Origin of the sequence: Streptomyces sp. NBC_01477 (assembly GCF_036227245.1) — a bacterium.
Lineage (GTDB): Bacteria > Actinomycetota > Actinomycetes > Streptomycetales > Streptomycetaceae > Actinacidiphila.
Map to the genome: position 1 here is coordinate 7930106 of NZ_CP109445.1, position 18912 is coordinate 7949017.

17 protein-coding genes are annotated in these 18912 nt (G+C 72.7%); 5 read left to right on the forward strand and 12 right to left on the reverse strand.

Annotated elements, in window-relative coordinates:
* Nucleotides 1-35: 35 nt before the first annotated feature.
* Genes OHA86_RS33820 through OHA86_RS33830 form a run of 3 tightly spaced genes read right to left on the reverse strand, consistent with a single transcriptional unit; the run spans nt 36 to nt 3096 of the window.
* Entirely contained in the window at nt 36-854 is an 819-nt protein-coding gene (locus OHA86_RS33820; protein ID WP_329181511.1) for a carbohydrate ABC transporter permease, read from the reverse strand.
* On the reverse strand, nt 854-1783 hold the full coding sequence (locus OHA86_RS33825) for a carbohydrate ABC transporter permease (RefSeq protein WP_329181512.1): 930 nt from the start codon (nt 1781-1783) through the stop codon (nt 854-856). The genes OHA86_RS33820 and OHA86_RS33825 overlap by 1 nt, the downstream gene beginning before the upstream one ends.
* Before the next feature lie 14 nt (nt 1784-1797).
* Nucleotides 1798-3096 carry an ABC transporter substrate-binding protein gene (locus OHA86_RS33830; protein ID WP_329181514.1) on the reverse strand — a complete coding sequence of 433 codons (1299 nt, stop codon included), beginning with the start codon at nt 3094-3096 and terminating at the stop codon, nt 1798-1800.
* Nucleotides 3097-3238: 142 nt separating this feature from the next.
* Between OHA86_RS33830 and OHA86_RS33835 the strand changes: the two genes are divergently transcribed.
* A complete protein-coding gene (locus OHA86_RS33835; RefSeq protein WP_329181516.1) occupies nt 3239-4258 on the forward strand; it encodes a LacI family DNA-binding transcriptional regulator in 1020 nt (339 codons plus the stop codon).
* 343 nt (nt 4259-4601) lie between these two features.
* Nucleotides 4602-5888, forward strand: coding sequence for a chloride channel protein (locus OHA86_RS33840; RefSeq protein ID WP_329181517.1), 1287 nt, complete (start codon nt 4602-4604; stop codon nt 5886-5888).
* A 36-nt stretch (nt 5889-5924) separates the two neighbouring features.
* On the opposite strand, the gene OHA86_RS33845 is transcribed toward OHA86_RS33840, so the two are convergent.
* From OHA86_RS33845 to OHA86_RS33865, 5 genes are all read right to left on the reverse strand, one after another.
* Nucleotides 5925-6749 (reverse strand): ferritin-like domain-containing protein, encoded by an 825-nt coding sequence (locus OHA86_RS33845; protein ID WP_329181519.1) that lies wholly within the window; start codon nt 6747-6749, stop codon nt 5925-5927.
* Nucleotides 6746-7543, reverse strand: coding sequence for a ferritin-like domain-containing protein (locus OHA86_RS33850; RefSeq protein ID WP_329181520.1), 798 nt, complete (start codon nt 7541-7543; stop codon nt 6746-6748). Before OHA86_RS33850 ends, OHA86_RS33845 begins: the two co-directional genes overlap by 4 nt.
* Nucleotides 7544-7661: 118 nt before the next feature.
* Nucleotides 7662-8180 carry a methylated-DNA--[protein]-cysteine S-methyltransferase gene (locus OHA86_RS33855; RefSeq protein WP_329181521.1) on the reverse strand — a complete coding sequence of 173 codons (519 nt, stop codon included), beginning with the start codon at nt 8178-8180 and terminating at the stop codon, nt 7662-7664.
* Nucleotides 8181-8815: 635 nt separating this feature from the next.
* Nucleotides 8816-9517: a response regulator transcription factor gene (locus OHA86_RS33860; RefSeq protein ID WP_329181523.1), complete on the reverse strand. Its 702-nt coding sequence runs from the start codon at nt 9515-9517 to the stop codon at nt 8816-8818.
* Nucleotides 9514-10905 (reverse strand): sensor histidine kinase, encoded by a 1392-nt coding sequence (locus OHA86_RS33865; protein WP_443072038.1) that lies wholly within the window; start codon nt 10903-10905, stop codon nt 9514-9516. Before OHA86_RS33865 ends, OHA86_RS33860 begins: the two co-directional genes overlap by 4 nt.
* A 175-nt stretch (nt 10906-11080) precedes the next feature.
* Between OHA86_RS33865 and OHA86_RS33870 the strand changes: the two genes are divergently transcribed.
* Genes OHA86_RS33870 through OHA86_RS33880 form a run of 3 tightly spaced genes read left to right on the forward strand, consistent with a single transcriptional unit; the run spans nt 11081 to nt 14351 of the window.
* Nucleotides 11081-12001: an ATP-binding cassette domain-containing protein gene (locus OHA86_RS33870; RefSeq protein ID WP_329181527.1), complete on the forward strand. Its 921-nt coding sequence runs from the start codon at nt 11081-11083 to the stop codon at nt 11999-12001.
* The gene (locus OHA86_RS33875) at nt 11998-13590 is read left to right on the forward strand and encodes an ABC transporter permease subunit (protein WP_329181529.1); all 1593 of its coding nucleotides are present in this window, start codon (nt 11998-12000) and stop codon (nt 13588-13590) included. The genes OHA86_RS33870 and OHA86_RS33875 overlap by 4 nt, the downstream gene beginning before the upstream one ends.
* Nucleotides 13587-14351, forward strand: a complete 765-nt coding sequence (locus OHA86_RS33880) for an ABC transporter permease (protein ID WP_329181531.1) — start codon at nt 13587-13589, stop codon at nt 14349-14351. Before OHA86_RS33875 ends, OHA86_RS33880 begins: the two co-directional genes overlap by 4 nt.
* 313 nt (nt 14352-14664) lie before the next feature.
* Here OHA86_RS33880 and OHA86_RS33885 read toward each other — a convergent pair whose 3' ends face one another.
* The 4 genes from OHA86_RS33885 to OHA86_RS33900 are packed head-to-tail and all read right to left on the reverse strand — an operon-like array spanning nt 14665 to nt 18797.
* On the reverse strand, nt 14665-15273 hold the full coding sequence (locus OHA86_RS33885) for a GPP34 family phosphoprotein (protein ID WP_329181533.1): 609 nt from the start codon (nt 15271-15273) through the stop codon (nt 14665-14667).
* Nucleotides 15274-15296: 23 nt separating this feature from the next.
* Entirely contained in the window at nt 15297-15653 is a 357-nt protein-coding gene (locus OHA86_RS33890) for a UBP-type zinc finger domain-containing protein (RefSeq protein WP_329181534.1), read from the reverse strand.
* A complete protein-coding gene (locus tag OHA86_RS33895) occupies nt 15650-17098 on the reverse strand; it encodes an ATP-binding protein (protein WP_329181535.1) in 1449 nt (482 codons plus the stop codon). The genes OHA86_RS33890 and OHA86_RS33895 overlap by 4 nt, the downstream gene beginning before the upstream one ends.
* A gap of 22 nt (nt 17099-17120) precedes the next feature.
* On the reverse strand, nt 17121-18797 hold the full coding sequence (locus OHA86_RS33900; protein ID WP_329181536.1) for an FAD-dependent oxidoreductase: 1677 nt from the start codon (nt 18795-18797) through the stop codon (nt 17121-17123).
* Nucleotides 18798-18912: the final 115 nt, after the last annotated feature.

Genomic DNA, 18912 nt, shown 5'->3' on the forward strand with positions numbered 1-18912 from the left:
GGCAGCGGACTTCTTCTCTTCGGCCACGGTGCCGGTCACTTTCCTCCGACGCCCATGAGTCCCTGGACCAGGGCACGACGGGCGAACAGGTAGACGATGAAGATGGGCAGCATCGACAGCACGACCGCGGCCAGCAGGCCGGGGATGTCGACGCCGTGCTCGGTCTGGAAGTTGAACAGGCCCAGGGTGACGACCTTGGACGAGTCGGACTGGGTCAGCACCAGCGGGAAGAGGAAGCCGTTCCACGCCTGGAGCGCGGAGAAGACCATGATCGTGGACAGCCCGCCCTTGGACAGCGGCACCACCAGCTGGAAGAACACCCGCCACGGCGAGGCGCCGTCCATCGCCATGGCCTCGTAGAGGTCGGGGGTGATGTCGCGCATCACTCCGGTGAGGATCAGCGCGCACACCGGCATCGAGAAGGCCGCCGTCGGCAGGATGACGCCGATCAGGTGGTCGTACAGGCCCGCCTTGCTGATGACGTAGAACATCGGCACGATGACCGCCTGCGCGGGAATCGCCAGGCCCAGCAGGAACAGCCGGAAGACTCCGGTGGTGATCCGGCCCTGGCTGCGTACGATCGCGTACGACAGCGGCGGCACCACCAGCAGCACGATCGCCACCACCGCCAGCGTGACCAGCAGGGTGTTCAGGAAGAAGTGGCCGAAGCCGTTCGAGAAGTCCTGGGTGTAGTTGTGCAGCGTGACGTGCTCAGGAAAGGCCAGCGGGCCGTTCGAGGAGTAGTCGGAGCGGTCCTGGAGGGTCGCCGCCAGCATCACGTACAGCGGCAGGCCGATGAGGAACAGCCAGACCACCGAGCCGAGGCCCGCGAGGTAGTTGGGACGGCGCTTCATCACAGGCCTTCCGTCGTGCTGCGCATCTTGTCGTAGCCGGAGACCTTGACGACGACGAGCGAGATGACCGTGGCGATGAGCACCAGCACCAGGGCGATGGCCGAGCCGCCGCCGAAGTCGAAGCTCTTGAACGCCTTCTGGTACATGTAGTAGGCGCTGATCGTGGTGTCGGTGCCCGGGCCGCCCTGGGTCAGGATCAGCACGGTGTCGAAGGTGGTCAGGCCGCCGACGACCATGAGGATCATCGACGTGATCATCGTGTTGCGCAGCTGCGGCAGCGTGATGTGGAAGAACTGCCGTACGGTGCCCGCCCCGTCGATCTCCGCGGCCTGGTAGAGCACCTGCGGGATGGACCGGGCCGCGCCCTGGTAGATCAGGGTGTGGAAGGGCGTGTACTGCCAGGCGCCCACGAAGACCAGCACCCCGATGGCGCTGGCCTGGTGGCCGAACAGGTTGCCGTCCCCGAAGAGCCACTTGGCCTGCGAGGGCACACCGAAGTTCGGGTCGAGCAGCGCCCGCCACAGGATGGACACCGCGGTCGCCGACAGCAGCAGCGGGACGAAGTAGACCGCGGACAGGATCGCCCGGTTGCGCTGGCGCCCTGCCGCCCACACGCCGAGCAGGATGCTCAGCGGGGTCTGCACGACGACGCCGAGCACCGTGATCAGCACGCTGAGCCACAGGCTCTGGATCATGGTGTGGTCATGGACCAGCTCCCTCCAGTTGTCGAGACCGGCGAACTCGGGCGAGCCCAGGCCGTCCCAGCTCGTGAAGGACAGGACCGCCACCAGGATCAGCGGAACGACGGCGAAGAGAAGGAAGAACAAGGTGGCGGGCACCGCCCAGGCGAAGCCTGGGCGGGCCACGGCGGCGCCGGACCGGCGTACCGGCCGGCGCCTTTCCACCCGGGGTGCGGCAGAGGTGGTCATGTCGGAATCCCGGTTCAGGACGTGGGCAGGGCCTGCATGGCCTTGATGAAGCCGTCGGCGTCGAGCTTGCCGTCGAAGAACTGCTGCACGGCGGTGTGCATGGCCTCACTGGCCGTCTGCGGGTAGGCCTGGTCCCACGAGAGCTGGAACGAGGGGGCCGCCTTGACCAGGTCGTACTGGAACTTCGAGTAGTCCGGGATGGCCGCGGTGTCCAGGAAGTTCACGGTGTTGGTGGTGGTCGGCAGGTTGCCGATCGCCATCTGCGCCTTCACGAACTCGTCCGAATACTGCAGCTTCAGGAACTGCGCGACCGCGTCCGGGTACTTGGTCTTCTTCAGCACCGAGTAGAAGTTGTTGGTGTTGCCGACGATGTCGGTCGGGTCGCCCTTGCCGCCGGTGACGGTCGGGAAGGAGCTGAAGCCGAGGCCGGACTTGGCGAAGTCGGGGTTGTCCTGCTGCTGCTGGGAGTAGTACCAGGAGCCCATCAGCTCGAAGCCGGCCCGGCCCTGCGCCACGAGGGCGACCGAGCCGCCGTCGGTGTACTTGACCGAGTCGTAGTTGCTGCCGAAGGCGCCGGCGTCGATGAGTTCCTTGAGCATCGACAGGGCCTTGCGGCTGTCGGCGCTGTCCCAGGCCGACTTGTCACCGCCCATGGCCTTCTCGAACAGGCCGGGGCCCGCGATGCGGTCGTACATGTACTCGTACCACATCAGCGTCGGCCACTGGTCGCCGCCGCCCAGCGCGATCGGGGTGATGTGCCGGGCCTTGAGGACCTTGACCGCGTTGAGCAGGTCGTCCCAGGTCCTGGGCTCGGTGAGGCCCGCGTCCGCGAGCACCTTCTTGTTGTTGAACAGCAGGACCGGCTGGGTGCCGCGCATCGGTACGCCGTAGGACTTGCCGTCCACGGCGGCGCTGTTGAAGACCGACGGCAGGAAGTTGGACTTCAGGCCGGGGTCCTTCGCGATGAAGTCGTCCAGCGGAAGAAGGAGGCCGGCCTTGACGAAGGGCGCGATGCTGCCGCCGCCCCAGTTGAAGAAGACGTCCGGCGCCTGCTTGGTGGTGATGATCGTCTGCAGCTTCTGCTGGTAGTCGGCTCCAGGGATGGTCTGGAGGACCGCCTTGACCTTCGAGGTCTTGTTGAACGTGTCGACGATCTGCTTTTCGACCTTGTTGCTCGCGTCGCCGTACACGAGGACCTTGAAGCTGCCGGAGCCGCTGCCGCCCGAGCTGCCGCCGCCGCACGCGGCCAGCGTCAGTCCGAGGGCGAGCACCACGCCGCCGGCCACGGCACGGGGAAGCCTTCTCTTCTTCATCGTCCAGCCTTTCGAAATATTTCGGCACCGTCGCCGAAAATTGCTGCGCGGTGTGACGCTAAGGTGCCGCTACGAGAGGGTCAACCCTCGGGCTCCGCGTTATCAAAGCGTTACGCGGAGATGTGCCGTACGCTGCGCTCTTATGGATGAAGAGGTGGACGGGAGTCGGGTCACGCTCGCCCAGGTCGCCGAAACTGCCGGGGTGTCGATCTCGACAGTTTCGAAGGTATTGAACGGTCGCCAGGATGTTTCGGCCCACACGCGGGTGAAGGTCGAACGCCTGCTGGAGCTGCACGGCTACCGGCGCACCTCGCGCGGCGCCTCCGAGGCGCCGCTGATCGAGATCGTCTTCCACGAGCTCGACGCCATCTGGGCGATGGAGCTGATCCTGGGCGTCGAGAAGGTCGCCAAGGAGGTCGGCGCGAGCGTGGTGCTCACCGAGAGCGGCACCCGCCACTCGCCCGGCACCGAGTGGATCGAGGGGGTGATGCGCCGCCGGCCGCTCGGCGTCGTCCTGGTCTTCTCCGCGCTGCCGCACGAGTTCAAGCGGCAGCTGCGGTCCCGGTCCATCCCGTTCGTGATCATCGACCCGGCCGGCGACCCGGAGCCCGACGTGCCCTCGGTCGGCTCCGCGAACTGGTCGGGCGGCCTGGCCGCGACCCGGCACCTGATCGAACTGGGCCACCGGCGGATCGGCATCATCACCGGCCCCGACGACATGATGTGCTCGCTGGCCCGTCTCGACGGCTTCCGCTCCGCCATGACGACGGCCGGCCTCGACATCGACCCCGGGCTGATCGCCTTCGGCGACTTCCATGTCGAAGGCGGCTACGAGCAGGCCATGCGGATGCTGGGCGGCCCCGACCGCCCCACCGCGATCTTCGCGGGCAGCGACCTCCAGGCCATCGGCGTCCTGGAGGCGGCCGGCGCGCACAGGCTGCGGACCCCCGCCGACCTGTCGGTCGTCGGCTACGACGACGTGGCCGTCGCCCAGTGGTCCCGCCCCGCCCTGACCACCGTGCGCCAGCCGCTGCGCAGGATGGCCGAGGAGGCCTCCCGGATGATCCTGCGGCTGCGGTCCGCGCCGTCCACCACATCCACCACCCGGATGGAACTCGCCACCAGCCTGGTGATCAGGCGGAGCACCGCACCGCCGCCGTGACCGAGCCCGCCCAGCGCCGCCGTGACCGTGACTGTGCCGCCAGGGTCGGCGTGACCGCGACCGCCTCCGCCGGTGGGACGCCGCCGTGACCGTGCCCGCCTCCGACCGGCGGTGCGCCGCCCGATCGCCCACCCAGTGGTTTTCCCGGCCCCCGCCGCGTGGCACGGGCAGCCCGCGGGAACCGCGCCGGTTAACCTCGCGCTGCCACCGGAGTCCGTACCGCCCGTCCGGGCGTACCGCGGCGCCGGGCCGAGCCAGGAGAGGTCCCATCACCGAGCAGCCGCCGGCCCCCGCCGACGCCCCGCCGGGCAACCAGCCCCAGGAGGCCGACGCCCTGCGGGAGATGCTGCGGCGGCCCGAGTACCGGCGGGCGCTGGTCTTCTGCGGGCTGATCGGCATCCCCGTCTCGCTGGCCGCGTTCTGGTTCCTGGCCGGGCTGCACGAGCTGGAACGCCTCATCTGGACCGACTGGCCGCACCACCTCGGCCGGCAGCACGCGCCCTGGTGGTGGCCGCTGCCCGCCGCCCTGGTCGCCGGCCTCGGGACGAGCCTGGTCGTGCTGCGCTTCCCCGGCCGCGGCGGGCACATCCCGGCGGCCGGGCTGCACGCGGGCGGCGCCACCAAGGCGGCGCTGCCCGGCGTCGTCCTCGCCGCGCTGCTCTGCCTGCCCTTCGGCGTCATCCTCGGCCCGGAAGCCCCGCTGATCGCCCTCGGCGGCGGCCTCGCCCTGCTCTTCCGCGACCTGGCCCGCGCCCCGGCGACCGGGGCGAGCAACGCCCTGCTCGGCGCGGCGGGCGCCGCCGCGGCCATCTCGGCGATCTTCGGCAATCCGCTGGTCGCCGCCGTCATGCTGATCGAGGTCGCCGGGGTCGGCGGCCCGCAGCTCTTCGCGGTCATGCTGCCCGCGCTGCTGTCCAGCGGCATCGGCGCCATCGTCTTCACCGGCTTCGGCCACTGGACCGGGCTCAAGACCGGCAGCCTGAACATCGGCCTGCCCGCCCCGCCGCTGCTCGACACCGGCGACGTGGTCTGGTCCGTGCTGATGGCGGTGCTGATCGGCGTGGTGATCCACTACGTCCTGGTGGCCGGCCGCCGCACCGCCGTCCTCGTCGCCGCCCACCCGCTGCGCTACATCGTGCTCTGCGCGCTGACCGCGGGCGGCTGCGCCGCGGCCTACGCGGCCATCACCGGCCGCTCACCGACCGACGTCGCCCTGTCGGGCCAGGCCACTCTGCCGGACCTGGCCGCGCACCCGCACTCCTGGTCGGTCGGCGCGCTCGTCGCCGTCCTGGCGTTCAAGTCCGCCGGCTACGCCGTCAGCCTCGGCAGCCTGCGCGGCGGTCTGGTCTTCCCGTCGCTCTTCCTCGGCGCGGCGGCCGGCGTCCTGCTCGCCCCGCTCCCCGGCTTCGGGGTCGTCCCCGCCATGGCGGCCGGCATGGCCGCGTCCACCGGCGCGGCCATGCGCCTCCCGGTCAGCACCGTGGTCCTGGTCGCCCTCGTCCTCGGCCACCCCGGATCCCTCCCGGTTGTCGCCCTCGCGACGGTCACCGCCTTCGTGACCACCGAACTGCTGCCCGAGGGACCGGCGATCCCGGCGTACCGGCCGCGCGGCTCCCCGCCGCGCCCCTGACGGGACACGACAGCGCGGGGAACCGCGCGGTTGGCGTCAGACGGTCAGCAGGGCCGGGCTCGCCGCCTTGTCGACCGGCAGGAAGTCGTCCGGCGCCGGGTACTGGCCGAGGACGAAGTGGAGGATCGCCGCGTGCATGGCCTCGACGGGTGCGATGCTCGCCGCGGTGGCGATACCGGCCGGCGCGCTCACGTTGTAGGTGGCGAAGAGGTAGGTCTGCGCTGCCTGGTCCTCCAGCTGGAGTGCGAGTGCGGCGACGTCACCGACGGTCTTGGCCTTGCCCAGGGCCGCGAGGGTGGCGGGCTGGTTGGTGAGCGGGACATTGGTGATGGCGGGCTTTCCCGCACCGGTCAGCACTGAATTCCACGCCTTGGCGTGGTCGGCGTGCTGGGCCATCGCCGTGGTGACGAAGGTGGCGACGGCCGGCGGGACCGTGCCGAGCTTGCCGGCCTTGGCCGCCGCGAGGGCGGCCTGGTAGGCGCCGACCGCCTGGTTCTCCAGCGCCACCGCGAGCGCGACGACCTTCAGGTCGCCGGTGTAGAGGCTCGACGCCGACGTCTTCGGCGAATTGCCCATGTCCTTCGTGGACGACGCGGACTTGTCCTTGTCGCTGCTGGAGCAGGCGGCCAGTGCGAAGGCCGCGGCCAGGCCGCCCGCGCCGACGAGGAAGCGGCGCCGTCCGGGGTCGCGCGGCGCGTCCTCGGCCTTGCTGCCGTGGGCGCGGATGTCCTCGGTGAGGTCGGCCGCTCCGGTCCGCATCGCGGGCAGCGTGGAGCGGTGGGCGTCCTCCAGGTCCTGCGTCAGCCGGACCAACTCCGCCTCGCTGACGGGCAGTTCCCAGTTGTCGTGTGCGGTCGTCACTTGACGGCCCCCTCGGAGATCGGCGAGGCGTTCTTGGTCGGGTAGAAGGCGTCGGGGATGCCGACGCTGCCGGCGGCAGCGGGCAGCTTGGCGGCGTCGGTGGGGATGGCCACGAGGTCGCCGAGGTTGTTGGCGAGCAGGGCCTGTACGGCGAGCAGTGTGGCGCGGTGCTGGGCCTCGACGGGGGCGACGGAGGCGAACAGCTTGCGCAGCTGGGCGCTGCTGACCTGGCTGACGTTCTTGGTGTAGGTCTCGGCGGCGACGTCTTCGAGGGTGATGGCGAGCTTCACCACGTCGGCGGGGGTCTTGATCGAGGGCAGCGTCTGCTTGACGACTGCCGCGTACTTCGGGTCGGGCGCGTGCTGGGCCTTGCCGCCGGCCTGGGTGGCGGCGGCGTTGAAGGCCGAGGCGTGCGCCTGGTGCTGGGTGGTGGTCTTGGCGATGAACGCCACGATCGTCTTGTTGCCGTTCTTGATGAACGGCAGGCCCGCAGCTGTCTGGTAGACGCTGATCGCCAGGTTCTCGATCGACGCGGCGGTCTGCAGCGCCATGACGTCGTCGCTGGACGTCGCGGCGGTCGCGCGCAGCGAGCTGAACACCGCCGCAGCACCGGCCGCACCGGCCAGCGTGCCGCCGCGCGACCACCACCGCCGCCGCACCGCGGCCTGCTCCTCGGTGGCCTCGGCGAATTCACCGAGCGCCTCATTGGTGATCCGCACGGCGTCGCTGTTCAGATCCTGCGACTGCTCCGTGAGCTGTTCCAGCAACCGGGTGTCGATGCGATCCGTCGCCATCACGCCCCATCTCTCCTTCGCGCCCGCGCGGTCGCGGACACTCCGGCCGTACTTCGTCCCCCCGCGCCACCCGGATTGGTCCTTCCGCGACCTTCACCCGTCCGAGTGATGGCGGGGGTCAGCCGAGCATGGGCTGGAGCACGCCTTCCAGGGTCAGCAGCCCGCGCTTTCGCTCCAGGCCGCCGGCGTATCCCTTGAGCGAGCCGTCGGCGCCGATCACCCGGTGGCAGGGCCGCACGATCAGCACCGGGTTCGCGCCGATCGCCGCGCCCAGCGCCCGGACCTCCGCCCGCGACACGCCCAGCCGGCGGGCGATCTCGCCGTACGTCGTGGTGGTCCCGTACGGGACGCTCTCCAGCGCGTCCCAGATGCGCTGCCGGAAGTCCGAGCCGGTGCCGCTGTCGGCGAACGGGATGTCGAAGGCGGTCAGCTCGCCGTCGAAATACGCGTCGAGCTGCCGGGTGATCTCCGCGAACGCGGCCGGGCGGTGCGACCAGTCCGGCCGGATCGCGGGGGCGTTCCTCTGTCCGGCCGTCGTCAGCCAGGACAGCGCGGTGCGCCCGCCGGGAGCCGCGGACTCCTCCCCGACCAGCAGAAGCGGGCCGATCGGGCTGTCGATCGTGGTGTGCACGGTCACGGTGATTCCCTTCGTACGGACGTCTCTCCCCCTCGACCCTGCCGCGCCGCGGGGCGCTGCGCTGGCGGATTTCAGACGCCAATCCCTTCCAGGGGGGGGTCCCGGTCGAGAGGGTGCCCCTTGCGGTGGCCTGTCGCCCGCGGCCCGTCGTGGCTTGTCGCGCAGTTCCCCGCGCCCCTGGGTGGGTGCCGCTTCCTGTGGCGTTCACAGTGTCGCTGCACTGTGGCTGAGCGCGCGGTTCCCCGCGCTCCTGGGGTGGGTGCCACGTGCGGTGGCGGTGCACTTTCCCACCGTTATGGTTGCGCGCGCAGTTCCCCGCGCCCCTACGGGGCACGTTTCCTCCGCCGTTGAGGGGGAGTTCCGGCTCCTCTGTCGCAGAGGGCAAACGTTCTCCAGGGGCGCGAGGAACTGCGCGCTCAGGCAAAGCGCGCCGCACGTGCGAAGGTCACCGCAAGGGGCACTCACCCAGGGGCGCGGGGAACTGCGCGACCAGCCGCGACAGCGCAGCTGGCGAGCACGTACCGCAAGGGGCAGTCACCCGGGGGCGCGGGGTCCTGCGCGACCAGGTTGTGCCGGGGCGCGGGCGAGGGGGCATCGGGAGGGGGAGCGGCGACGCAGGCGCTGGGACGGGCGGCTCAGGCCGGCGGCAGCCAGGTCGTGCGGGGGGTCACGAGACCCGTCTCGTACGCCGTCACCACGGCCTGCGTCCGGTCACGGAGCCCGAGCTTCGCCAGAATCCGGCTGACATGCGTCTTCACCGTCTCCTCCGTGACGGTGAGCCGGACGGCCAACTCCCCGTTGGAGAGCCCTTCCGCGACCAGCCGGAGCACTTGCGTCTCGCGCGGGGTGAGCGCCGCCAACTCGGGCGCGGGGCGGGCCTCGGGCGCCGGGCGCAGCCGGGCGAACTCGGCGATCAGCCGCCGGGTGACGCCCGGCGCGAGCAGGGCCTCACCCGCGGCGACGACCCTGACCGCCTCGAAGAGGCGTTCCGCGGTGACGTCCTTGAGCAGGAAACCGCTGGCCCCGGCGCACAGCGCGTCATAGACGTAGGCGTCCAGGTCGAAGGTGGTGAGGATGAGGATCCGGGGTGTGCCCTGCCCCGCCCCGGCGAGCCGCCGGGTCGCCTCGATGCCGTCCATGACGGGCATGCGCACGTCCATCAGCACGACGTCGGGGGACAGTTCGCCGCACGCGGCGACCGCCTCGGCCCCGTCGCAGGCGGTGCCGACGACGGTGAAGTCCTGCTGGGTGTCGAGCAGCGCGGCGAACCCGGTCCGCACCACATGGTGGTCGTCGGCCACGACAATCCGCACGGGCGGCGGGGGAGCGGTGGTCATCCGGCCACCACCTCCGCACCGACGGGCAGCGACGCCTCGATGAGGAAACCCCCACCGGCCGCCCTGCCGGTCCGCAGCGTGCCGCCCGCCGCCGCCGCACGCTCGCGCATGCCGGGCAGGCCGTGCCCGCCGTCCCCCGCCGCGGCGCCGGGGCCGGGGCCGTTGTCCCTGACCCGCAGCCGCAAGGCGTCGGCGGCGTAGTGGAGTTCGACGTCGACGGCGGCCCCGCGGGCGTGCCGCCGTACGTTGGTCAGGGCTTCCTGGACGATACGGAAGGCGGCCAGTTCGACGCCCGGGTCGAGCGCGGCGGCCGGCCCCGACACGATCAGCCGCACACCGGCGCCGGACGCGCACCTGGCCTCGTCGAGCAGTTCGTTGAGCTGCTGGAGCCCCGGCTGGGGGCGCCGCTCGGCGATGTCCACCTCGGCGTCCTGCCGCAGTACGCCGAGCAGCCGCCGCATCTCGGTCAGGCCCGCGCGTGCGGTGTCGCCGATCTCCGAGAGCCGCGCGGCGCCGGCGGCGGGCATGCCGGGGGTGGTCAGCCGGGCGGTCTCCGCCTGGACGGCGATCATCGAGATGTGGTGCGCGACCACGTCGTGCAACTCCCGTGCGATACGCGCCCGTTCACCGCGGGCGGTGTGTTCGAGCAGGCTCTGCGCGGTGACCTGGCGGGCCGCGCTGTGCACCCGGGCCTCGGCCCTGGCCGCCCGGGCGGCCCCGGCCCACGCGGCGGCCGGGGCCGCGGAGGCGACGAGCACGGACAGCACGCGGGCTTCGCCCGCGAGTTGCGGGTCGGCCATGGCGATGGCTGTGAACGGTACGGCCATCGCCATGGCGGCGAAGACCCCGTGCGGGGTGCCGCGGGGGAATCCACGGTCGCCGCCCGGGCGTGCCGGGCGCGCCCCTCGCGCCCCTGAGGGGCCGCCACTCGCGGTGGCGGTTCGCCCGCGGCGCCATCGTGGCCGGTCGCGCAGTTCCCCGCGCCCCTTCGGGGCACGGCCGGCCGTGGCGGCACGCGCCGGCTCCCCGCGTCCCCGCAGGGCGCGACCCGCCGTGGCGGCGGGGGCCGTGGACGTCAGGTGGTGCAGGGTCAGCAGCAGCGTCACCGCGCCTGCCGCCGTCAGGGTGCGGAAGGCGGTGAGGGACAGGGCGGCCGCCGCTGAGACGGCCAGCGCGGACGCGCGGGCGGACAGGAAGGCCGGCGGGACGGTCGTGGCCAGGGCCAGCACGACGACGGCGAGCGGGCCGGCCGTCAGCGACCGGCCGTACCCGCCGGTCACGGCGGCCCGTACGGCCGCCTCGGTGACCGCGGCCGCGGCGAGCAGCGCGGCGGCCACCGCAGCGGCGTGCGGGGACGCCGCGAAGTCCCGCACCCGCCCGGTAATCATCAGCCTCACCAGAGCATTGTGGCCGCACCCGGCGGCCCGCCGCGTCCTCCTGGCCAGGGACATCGCCGTACATCTCAGGAGGGACACCGGGACCCGCCGTCCCCCGTGGCGGTGACCGCGAGGACCGCTCCCCGGCGGGACGATCCGGCGCGCCCGGCTCCCTAGCCTTCACCGCATGGAAGCAACCATCGAAGTCTCCGGCCTGCGCAAGCGGTTCGGGTCCACCGCGGCGCTGGACGGGATGACGTTCACCGTCGCACCCGGGCGGATCACCGGGTTCGTCGGACCGAACGGCGCGGGCAAGTCCACCACGATGCGGGTGATACTCGGCCTCGACGCGGCCGACGCGGGCACCGCACTGATCGGTGGCCGGCGCTACCAGGCGCTGCGCAATCCGCTGAGCCAGGTCGGCGCGCTGCTGGACGCCGGGGCGCTGCAGCCGAGCCGCAGCGCCCGCGGCCACCTGCTGTGGCTGGCCCATTCGCAGGGGCTGTCGGCCCGCCGGGTCGACGAGGTCGTCGCCCACGCGGGCCTGGAATCCGCGGCCCGGCGCAAGGCGGGCGGCTTCTCGCTCGGCATGCGCCAGCGGCTGGGCATCGCCGCCGCGCTGCTCGGCGACCCGCCGGTGCTGATCATGGACGAGCCCTTCAACGGCATGGACCCCGAGGGCATCGTGTGGATGCGCGGCCTGCTGCGCTCACTGGCCGCCGAGGGCCGAGCCGTGCTGGTGTCCAGCCACCTGATGAGCGAACTCCAGGACACCGCGCAGCATTTGCTGGTCGTCGGCCGCGGCAAGGTCATCGCCGACACCGGCGTCGCCGACCTGATAGCGGCGGCGTCCGGCGACCGGGTCACGCTGCGCACCACCGCCCGCGCCCAGGCGATGACGGTGCTCGCCCGGGCCGGCGCCGTCGTCGCCGCCACCGACGCCGACACCCTCACCGTGTCGGGGATCGCCTCGCAGCAGGTCGCAGCCCTGCTCGGCCAGGCCGGCGTGCCGTTCTCCGAGATCGGCGCGCACCGGGCGACACTGGAGGAGGCGTACATGGAACTCACCCGTGACGCGGTCGAGTTCAGGTCCGGAGGCACCCGGTGACCACGACCACGACCGTCACCCCGTACCGCTCGCCGCTGCCCGCGGGGCACGACGGCTTCCTGCGGCTACTGCACGCCGAGTGGACCAAATTCAGGACCGTACGCGGCTGGGTGGCCGGCATGCTGGTGGCCGGCCTGGTCACCGTGGCCGTGGGGCTGCTGGGCGCGGCGGGCAGCAGCATCGCCTGCACCGGCCCCGGCGGCGGCAGTTGCCGCCACACCCCGCTGACCGGACCCGGCGGCGAGGAGGTCAGCGACACCATGACGCTGGTGCACCGGCCGCTCACCGGGAACGGCAGCATCACCGCGCGGATCACCTCGCTGACCGGGGTCCACCCGCCGGACGGCCGGACCGCACCGGGCGATCCCACCGCCGGCACGGTGCCCGGCGTACAGCCCTGGGCGAAGGCCGGCGTCATCGTCAAGAACGGCACCGGGCAGGGCTCCGCGTACGCGGCGGTCGCGCTCACCGGCGGCCACGGGGTGCGGATGCAGTACGACTACACCCACGACCTGGCAGGTACGCCCGGCCCCGCCTCCGCGTCCTCGCCGCGCTGGCTGCGGCTGACCCGCGCGGGCGACACCCTCACCGGCTACGACTCGGCCGACGGCACGCACTGGAAGGCCATCGGCACCGCCCGTCTGGCGGGGCTGCCCGCGACCGTACAGGCCGGGCTCTTCACCACCTCGCCCGAATACACCGTCACCAGCACATCACTCGGCGGGTCGAGCACCAGCGCGGGCCCCAGCCGGGCCACCGCCGCCTTCGACGCGGTCACCCTGCGCGGCAGCACCGGCGGCGGCTGGACCGACGACCTCGTCGGCGGCGGCGCGGGCGGCCCCGACACCTCCGGCCTCGGCCACCGGCAGGCGGGCGGCACCTTCACCCTCACCGGCAGCGGCGACGTCGCCCCGGTGGTGCCGGGCCGCGGTTCGCCCGGCAAGAGCGTCGAGAGCAGCCTCATCGGGGCGTTCGCCGGGCTGGTCGTAGTGACCGTGGTGGCCACGATGTCCGTCACCGCGGAATACCGGCGCGGCCTGATCCGCACCACGCTCACCGCGAACCCCCGGCGCGGCCGGGTGCTGGCGGCCAAGGCGGTGGTGATCGGATCGGTCTCCTTCGTGACCGGGCTGGCCGCCGCCGCGCTCGCCGTACCGCTGGTCGGGGCGGTCGAGAAGGGCAAGGGCTTCCCGCTGCACCGCACGCCGTTCGCGACGGACGTACGGGTGGTCGTCGGGACCGCGGCGCTCTTCGCGGTCACCGCGGTCCTCGCGCTCGCCCTCGGCACGGTGCTGCGGCGCAGCGCGGGCGCGGTCACCGCGGTCGTGGTCGCGATCGTGCTGCCGTACATCCTCGCGGTGGCCGCCGTGCTCCCGGCCGGACCGTCCCGCTGGCTCACCCGGATCACCCCGGCCGCGGCCTTCGCCGTACAGCAGAGCGTGCACCAGTACGCGCAGGTCGCCGCCGACTACACGCCCGCGGACGGCTACTTCCCGCTGTCGCCGTGGGCCGGGCTCGGGGTGCTCTGCGGTTACGCCGCCGCCGCGGTCGCGGTCGCCGCGGTGCTGCTGCGCGGGAGGGACGCGTGACCGGGCTGCGGCGGGCGGTGCACGCCGAGTGGACGAAGGTCCGTACGCTTCCCGGCCCGCTGTGGCTGCTGGCCGCGGTCGCCGTGCTCACCGCGGCGGTGAGCGCGGCCGCGGCCGCGGCCGTCCACTGCCCGGCGGCGGGATGCACGCAGGACCCGGCGAAACTCAGCCTCACCGGGGTCGAATTCGGACAGGCCGGTGTGGCCGTCCTGGCGGTGCTGCTGATCAGCGGGGAGTACGGCACCGGCATGATCCGTACGACGGTCACCGCGATGCCGCGCAGGACCACGGTCCTCGCGGCGAAGGCCGCGGTCGTGGCCGGCCTCGTGCTGGTCGCGGGCACGGTCGCGGTGGGCGGCTCGGTGCTGGCCGGGCGGCTCATCCTGCCGGGCAACGGCTTCACCGGCTTCTCGCCCGCGCACGGGCCGGTACTCAGGGCCGCCGCCGGCTCGGTGGTCTATCTGGTGCTGGTCGGGCTGCTCAGCCTCGGGGTCGCCACCGCGGTACGGGATTCCGCCGCCGCGGTGGGGGTGGTGCTCGGGCTGCTCTACCTCTTCCCGATACTCGCGTCCGTCGTGTCGGACCCGCACGTGTATCGGCGCCTGGAGCAGGCGGGTCCCATGACCGCGGGGCTCGCGGTCCAGTCCACGCTGCCGGGCTCCGAAGCCCTCGGCCCCTACGCGGGCCTCGCCGTCCTCACCGCCTGGGCCACCGCCGCCCTCCTCCTCGGCGCCGCCACCTTCCACCACCGCGATACGTAGGCGCCTGGCGCTTGGGGGTGGGTGCCACTTGCGGTGGCCTGTCGCCCGCTGCCCGGCGGGGGCTGGTCGCGCAGTTCCCCGCGCCCCCGGGTGATTGCCGCTTGCGGTGGCCTCGCTCCTTTCCCGCTGTCATGGGTACGCGCGCAGTTCCCCGCGCCCCTGTGGGGCACCCCCTGCCGCAGAGGGCAAGCCATCAGGGGCGCGGGGAACTGCGCGACCAGCCACGGCGGACCGTCGTGCGGAGGGACCGCACCACCCCCCCGGGGGCGCGGGGAACTGCGCGGGGAGCCCACGTACCGGGGGCGCCCGGGGGTCAGAAGCCGCGCCGGACGTACGTCTGATTCGCCTCGTCCAAGCGACGTGAGCGCCTGCTCCGCTCCGCGGCAAGCTCGTCGACCGCGTGCCGCACCGCCGTGACGACCGTGGCGACCGGGCCAGGGGCGGGCTCCGGCACGGGCGGCGGACCCGAGATGCCGATCGCCGCCGCCAGCGCGAGCAGCGTCGGCTCGTCGGCGGCCCACCGGTGCGCGGCCCGCCGCCGCCCGTCGGAGTCCCGCAGCACCATCCGGCTGGTGCGCAGCACCAGATAGCGCCGCCGCTGCTCGCGCCCGAGCAGCCCGTCCGCTTCGAGCGCGGCGATATACGTGTCGGGCAGCCCGCGCCCCCTGCGCCACAGCCAGTCCTCGACGGTCTCACCGTCCGCCACCGGCGCGACCGCCGCGGCGGCCAGCTCCAGCAGCGGATCGGCGGCGACCGACCTGCCGGTGGGCAGCACGAACTCACCGTCGAGGGTGACCGCGCCGAGGCCGAGCAGATCGATCAGCTCGGCCCCGGCCAGCGCCAGCGACAGGTCGCCACGCTCCAGCGATCGGGTCGACGGCAGGTCCATGGCCACGAACAGCAGGTCTTGTGCGGTGGTCATACGGGGGCGCTCCACAGAAGGGCTCAGTGCAGATGGGCCTGCCAGTCCCGGGGCACCCGGTCGGCGGGGCCCGGGGTGGGCTGGGCGGTGGGGTGGCTGAGCGGGGGGGCCAGCTCAGGGCCGTCCTCGACGTAACTCTCGGTGCTGTAGTTCCAGAACCAGCTCTCACCGGGCTCGTACGTCCTGATCACCGGGTGCCCGGTGGCGGCGGCGTGGGCGCCGGCGTGCTGCGCGGGGGAGCTGTCGCAGCAGCCGATGTGCCCGCAGGCGGCGCACCGGCGCAGGTGGAACCACCAGCCGCCGGCCTTGTCGCAGTCCGCGCAGCCCTCGCCGCTCGGCGGGACGGTCGGGTCGATCCCGGAGCTCTGTGGGGTACTCATTCGGTGGCCTCCTCGGCGTCGGGGGTGGCGGCGGTGAGCGGCAGCCTGACCCGGAAACGGGTGTTGCCCGGCTCCGACTCGACGTCCAGGTCGCCGTGGTGCTTGTTGACCACGATCCGCCAGGAGATGTCGAGCCCGAGCCCGGTGCCCTGGCCCACCGGCTTGGTGGTGAAGAACGGCTCGAAGATCCGCTGCCGGATCTCGGCCGGGACCCCGGGACCGGTGTCCTGGAAGTCCACCACAAGCCTGCCGTGGTCCCGCGAGGTGCGCACGGTGAGTGTGCCCGACCCGTCCATCGCCGACACCGCGTTGTCGATCAGATTCGTCCACACCTGGTTCAGCTCGCCCGGGTAGGCGGGGACGCGCGGCAGCGTGTGGTCGAACTCCCTGACCACCGTCACCTCGGGGCCGATCTTCCCGGCCAGCATCTGCAGGGTGCTGTCCAGCAGCTCGTGGATGTCGACCACGTGGTAAGGGGCGCGGTCCAGCTGCGAATACTGCCGGGCGGCGTTGACCAGACCGGACACCCGGGAGGTGGAGTCCTCGATCTCGTTCATCAGCAGCTCGGTCTCGACGGTGTAGTTCAGCCACCGCACCGCGCTCTCCAGCAGCTCGCCGTCCACCGCCGCCGCGACCTGGTCCAGCCACTCCTCGTCAAGTCCCGCCTGCACGAAGACCGGCGCGAGGTCCCAGCCGCCCGCGATGCCGTGGCCGTCCAGCCAGTCGGCGACCGCGTCCTCCTGGTCGGAGGTCTCCATCGGGCTCAACTCCTGCGCCTTGGCGATCCGCTCGACGGCCCGCTCCTGCACCCCGATCAGGGTGTCCAGGTCGGACTGCCGGTACGGGCCGCCGGCCAGGACCTTGAGCTTGTGGCGCATACCGGCCACCCGGTCGCGCAGCGCCGAGGTCGCCCGCAGCGCGGCGGCGGCCGGGTTGTTCAGCTCGTGCGTCAGACCGGCCGACAGTGAGCCGAGCGCGAGCAGCCGCTCACGCTGGCTCACCACCTGCTGGAAGGTCCGGTTGCCGAAGAACAGCCCTTCCAGCAGGTGCACGGCCATCGGGAACCAGTCCCGCATGATCTGCGCGAACTCGTCCGCGGCCAGCACGTAGAAGCGGGACGGCTCGGTGACCCGCAGCGAGTTGGTGTACAGCTGCGGCACGCGGTCGCCCAGATAGGCCTGGAAGGCGCCGGCGTACACGCCCCGCTGCGAGGTGCGGTTGACCTCGATGTCGTCGGCGCCGACCCGCCGCGAGGTCACCACGGTGCCTTCGAGCAGGACGTAGAAGCAGGTCGCGGGGTCGCCCTCGGCGTAGACCGGGCCCGGCTCCGCGGTTTCGATCCGGCCCGAGCTGCACAGCCGGCCGAGCTGCTCGGGTGTCAGGTGCTCGAACAGGAACAGCGACCTCAGATCCTCCGGGTCGCACGGCAGCGTCGAGCCGGTCACGGTCCCTCCAGACATGAGGCGGTCACAGCCCCTCCAGATAGCGGTGCACGAGCATGACGGCCATCGCGCCCTCGCCGACCGCGGACGCGACCCGCTTGGCGGACTCCGCGCGGACGTCACCGGCCGCGAAGACCCCGGGCACGCTGGTCTCCAGGTGGTACGGCGGCCGGTCCGGCTCCCAGCCGGGCGGGCGCTCGCCCTCGGCGGCCAGGTCGGGCCCGGTCAGCAGGAAGCCGTGCCCGTCCCTGCGGACGACGCCGTCCAGCCAGTCCGTCCTGGGCGCCGCCCCGATGAAGACGAACAACCGCTGGGCGTCGACCATTTCCGTGCCGCCGCTCGCGGTGTCCCGCAGGGTCAGGCTCTCCAGGTGGTCCTCGCCGTGCGTGGCGGCGACCACCGTGCCGGTGCGGACCTCGATGGTGGGGATCGCGGCGATCTGCTGGATCAGGTAGTGCGACATGGACGCCTCAAGGGACGCCCCGCGCACCAGCAGCGTCACCGACTTGGCGCCGCGGGACAGGTAGACCGCGGCCTGCCCGGCGGAATTCGCGCCGCCGACGATGTAGACGTCCTGGTCCTCGCAGCCGGCGGCCTCGGTCAGCGCCGAGCCGTAGTAGATCCCGCGGCCGGTCAGCTCGGCCAGCCCCGGCACGTCGAGCAGCCGGTAGGCCACCCCGGTGGTGAGGATGACGCTGTGCGCCGAGACCGAGGTGCCGTCCGCGAAGCGCACGGTGCGGGCCGGGCCGTTGACCTCAAGGCCGGTGACCTCGCATGCGGAGAGCAGCTCGGCGCCGAAGCGGGTCGCCTGGCGGCGGGCGCGGTCGGTGAGCTGGGCGCCCGAGACGCCGTCGGGGAAACCGAGGTAGTTCTCGATCCTGGCGCTCTGCCCGGCCTGCCCGCCGGTCGCGGTGCGCTCCACCAGGACCGTGTTCAGGCCCTCGGAGGCGCCGTAGACCGCCGCGCCGAGACCCGCGGGGCCGGCGCCGATCACCACGAGGTCGTAGAACTCCTCCGCCGGGGTGGTCGCCAGGCCCACCTGCGCGGCCAGGTCCTGGTCCGACGGCTCGATCAGGATCTCACCACCGGGCGCGATCACCAGCGGCAGCCGCATCCCGTCGTGCCCCGCGGCGTCCAGCAGCCGCCTGCCCTCGGACTGGTCGGACAGATACCAGCGGTACGGCACCTGGTTGCGGGCCAGGAATTCCCTGACCCCGGACGACCGGGCCGACCAGCGGTGGCCGACGACCTTGATCTCCGGCACCGGGCGGTGGTCGGAGGCCAGCCAGCTCTCCAGCAGGTCGTCGACCACCGGGTAGAGCTTCTCCTCCGGCGGGTCCCACGGCTTGAGCAGGTAGTGGTCCAGGTCCACGACGTTGATCGCGTCGATCGCGGCGCCGGTGTCGGCGTAGGCGGTGAGCAGGATCCGCCGGGCGCCCGGGTGGACGTCCATGGCCTGCTCAAGGAATTCGATGCCGTTCATGTGCGGCATGCGGTAGTCCGCGAGGATCACCGCGACCGGGTCGCCGCGCAGCTTCATCTGCCGCAGCGCGTCCAGCGCCGAGTCGCCGGACTCGGCCCGCACCACGCGGTAGCGCTCGCCGTACCGCCGCCGCAGGTCGCGTGCGACGGCGCGGGAGACCCCCGGGTCGTCGTCCACGGTCAGGAGCACGGCTCGGCGTGTGCTGTCCGGTGCTGTCATGGGCATCCCCGTCCCCGTCCGCTGCCTGCGCGTTTCGCTCACGCAGGTCCCCGTTCAGCCTAGTGGCCGGACCCGGCGCCCGCAGCGCGCGGCCGTCGTACGTCACGGTCCCTGT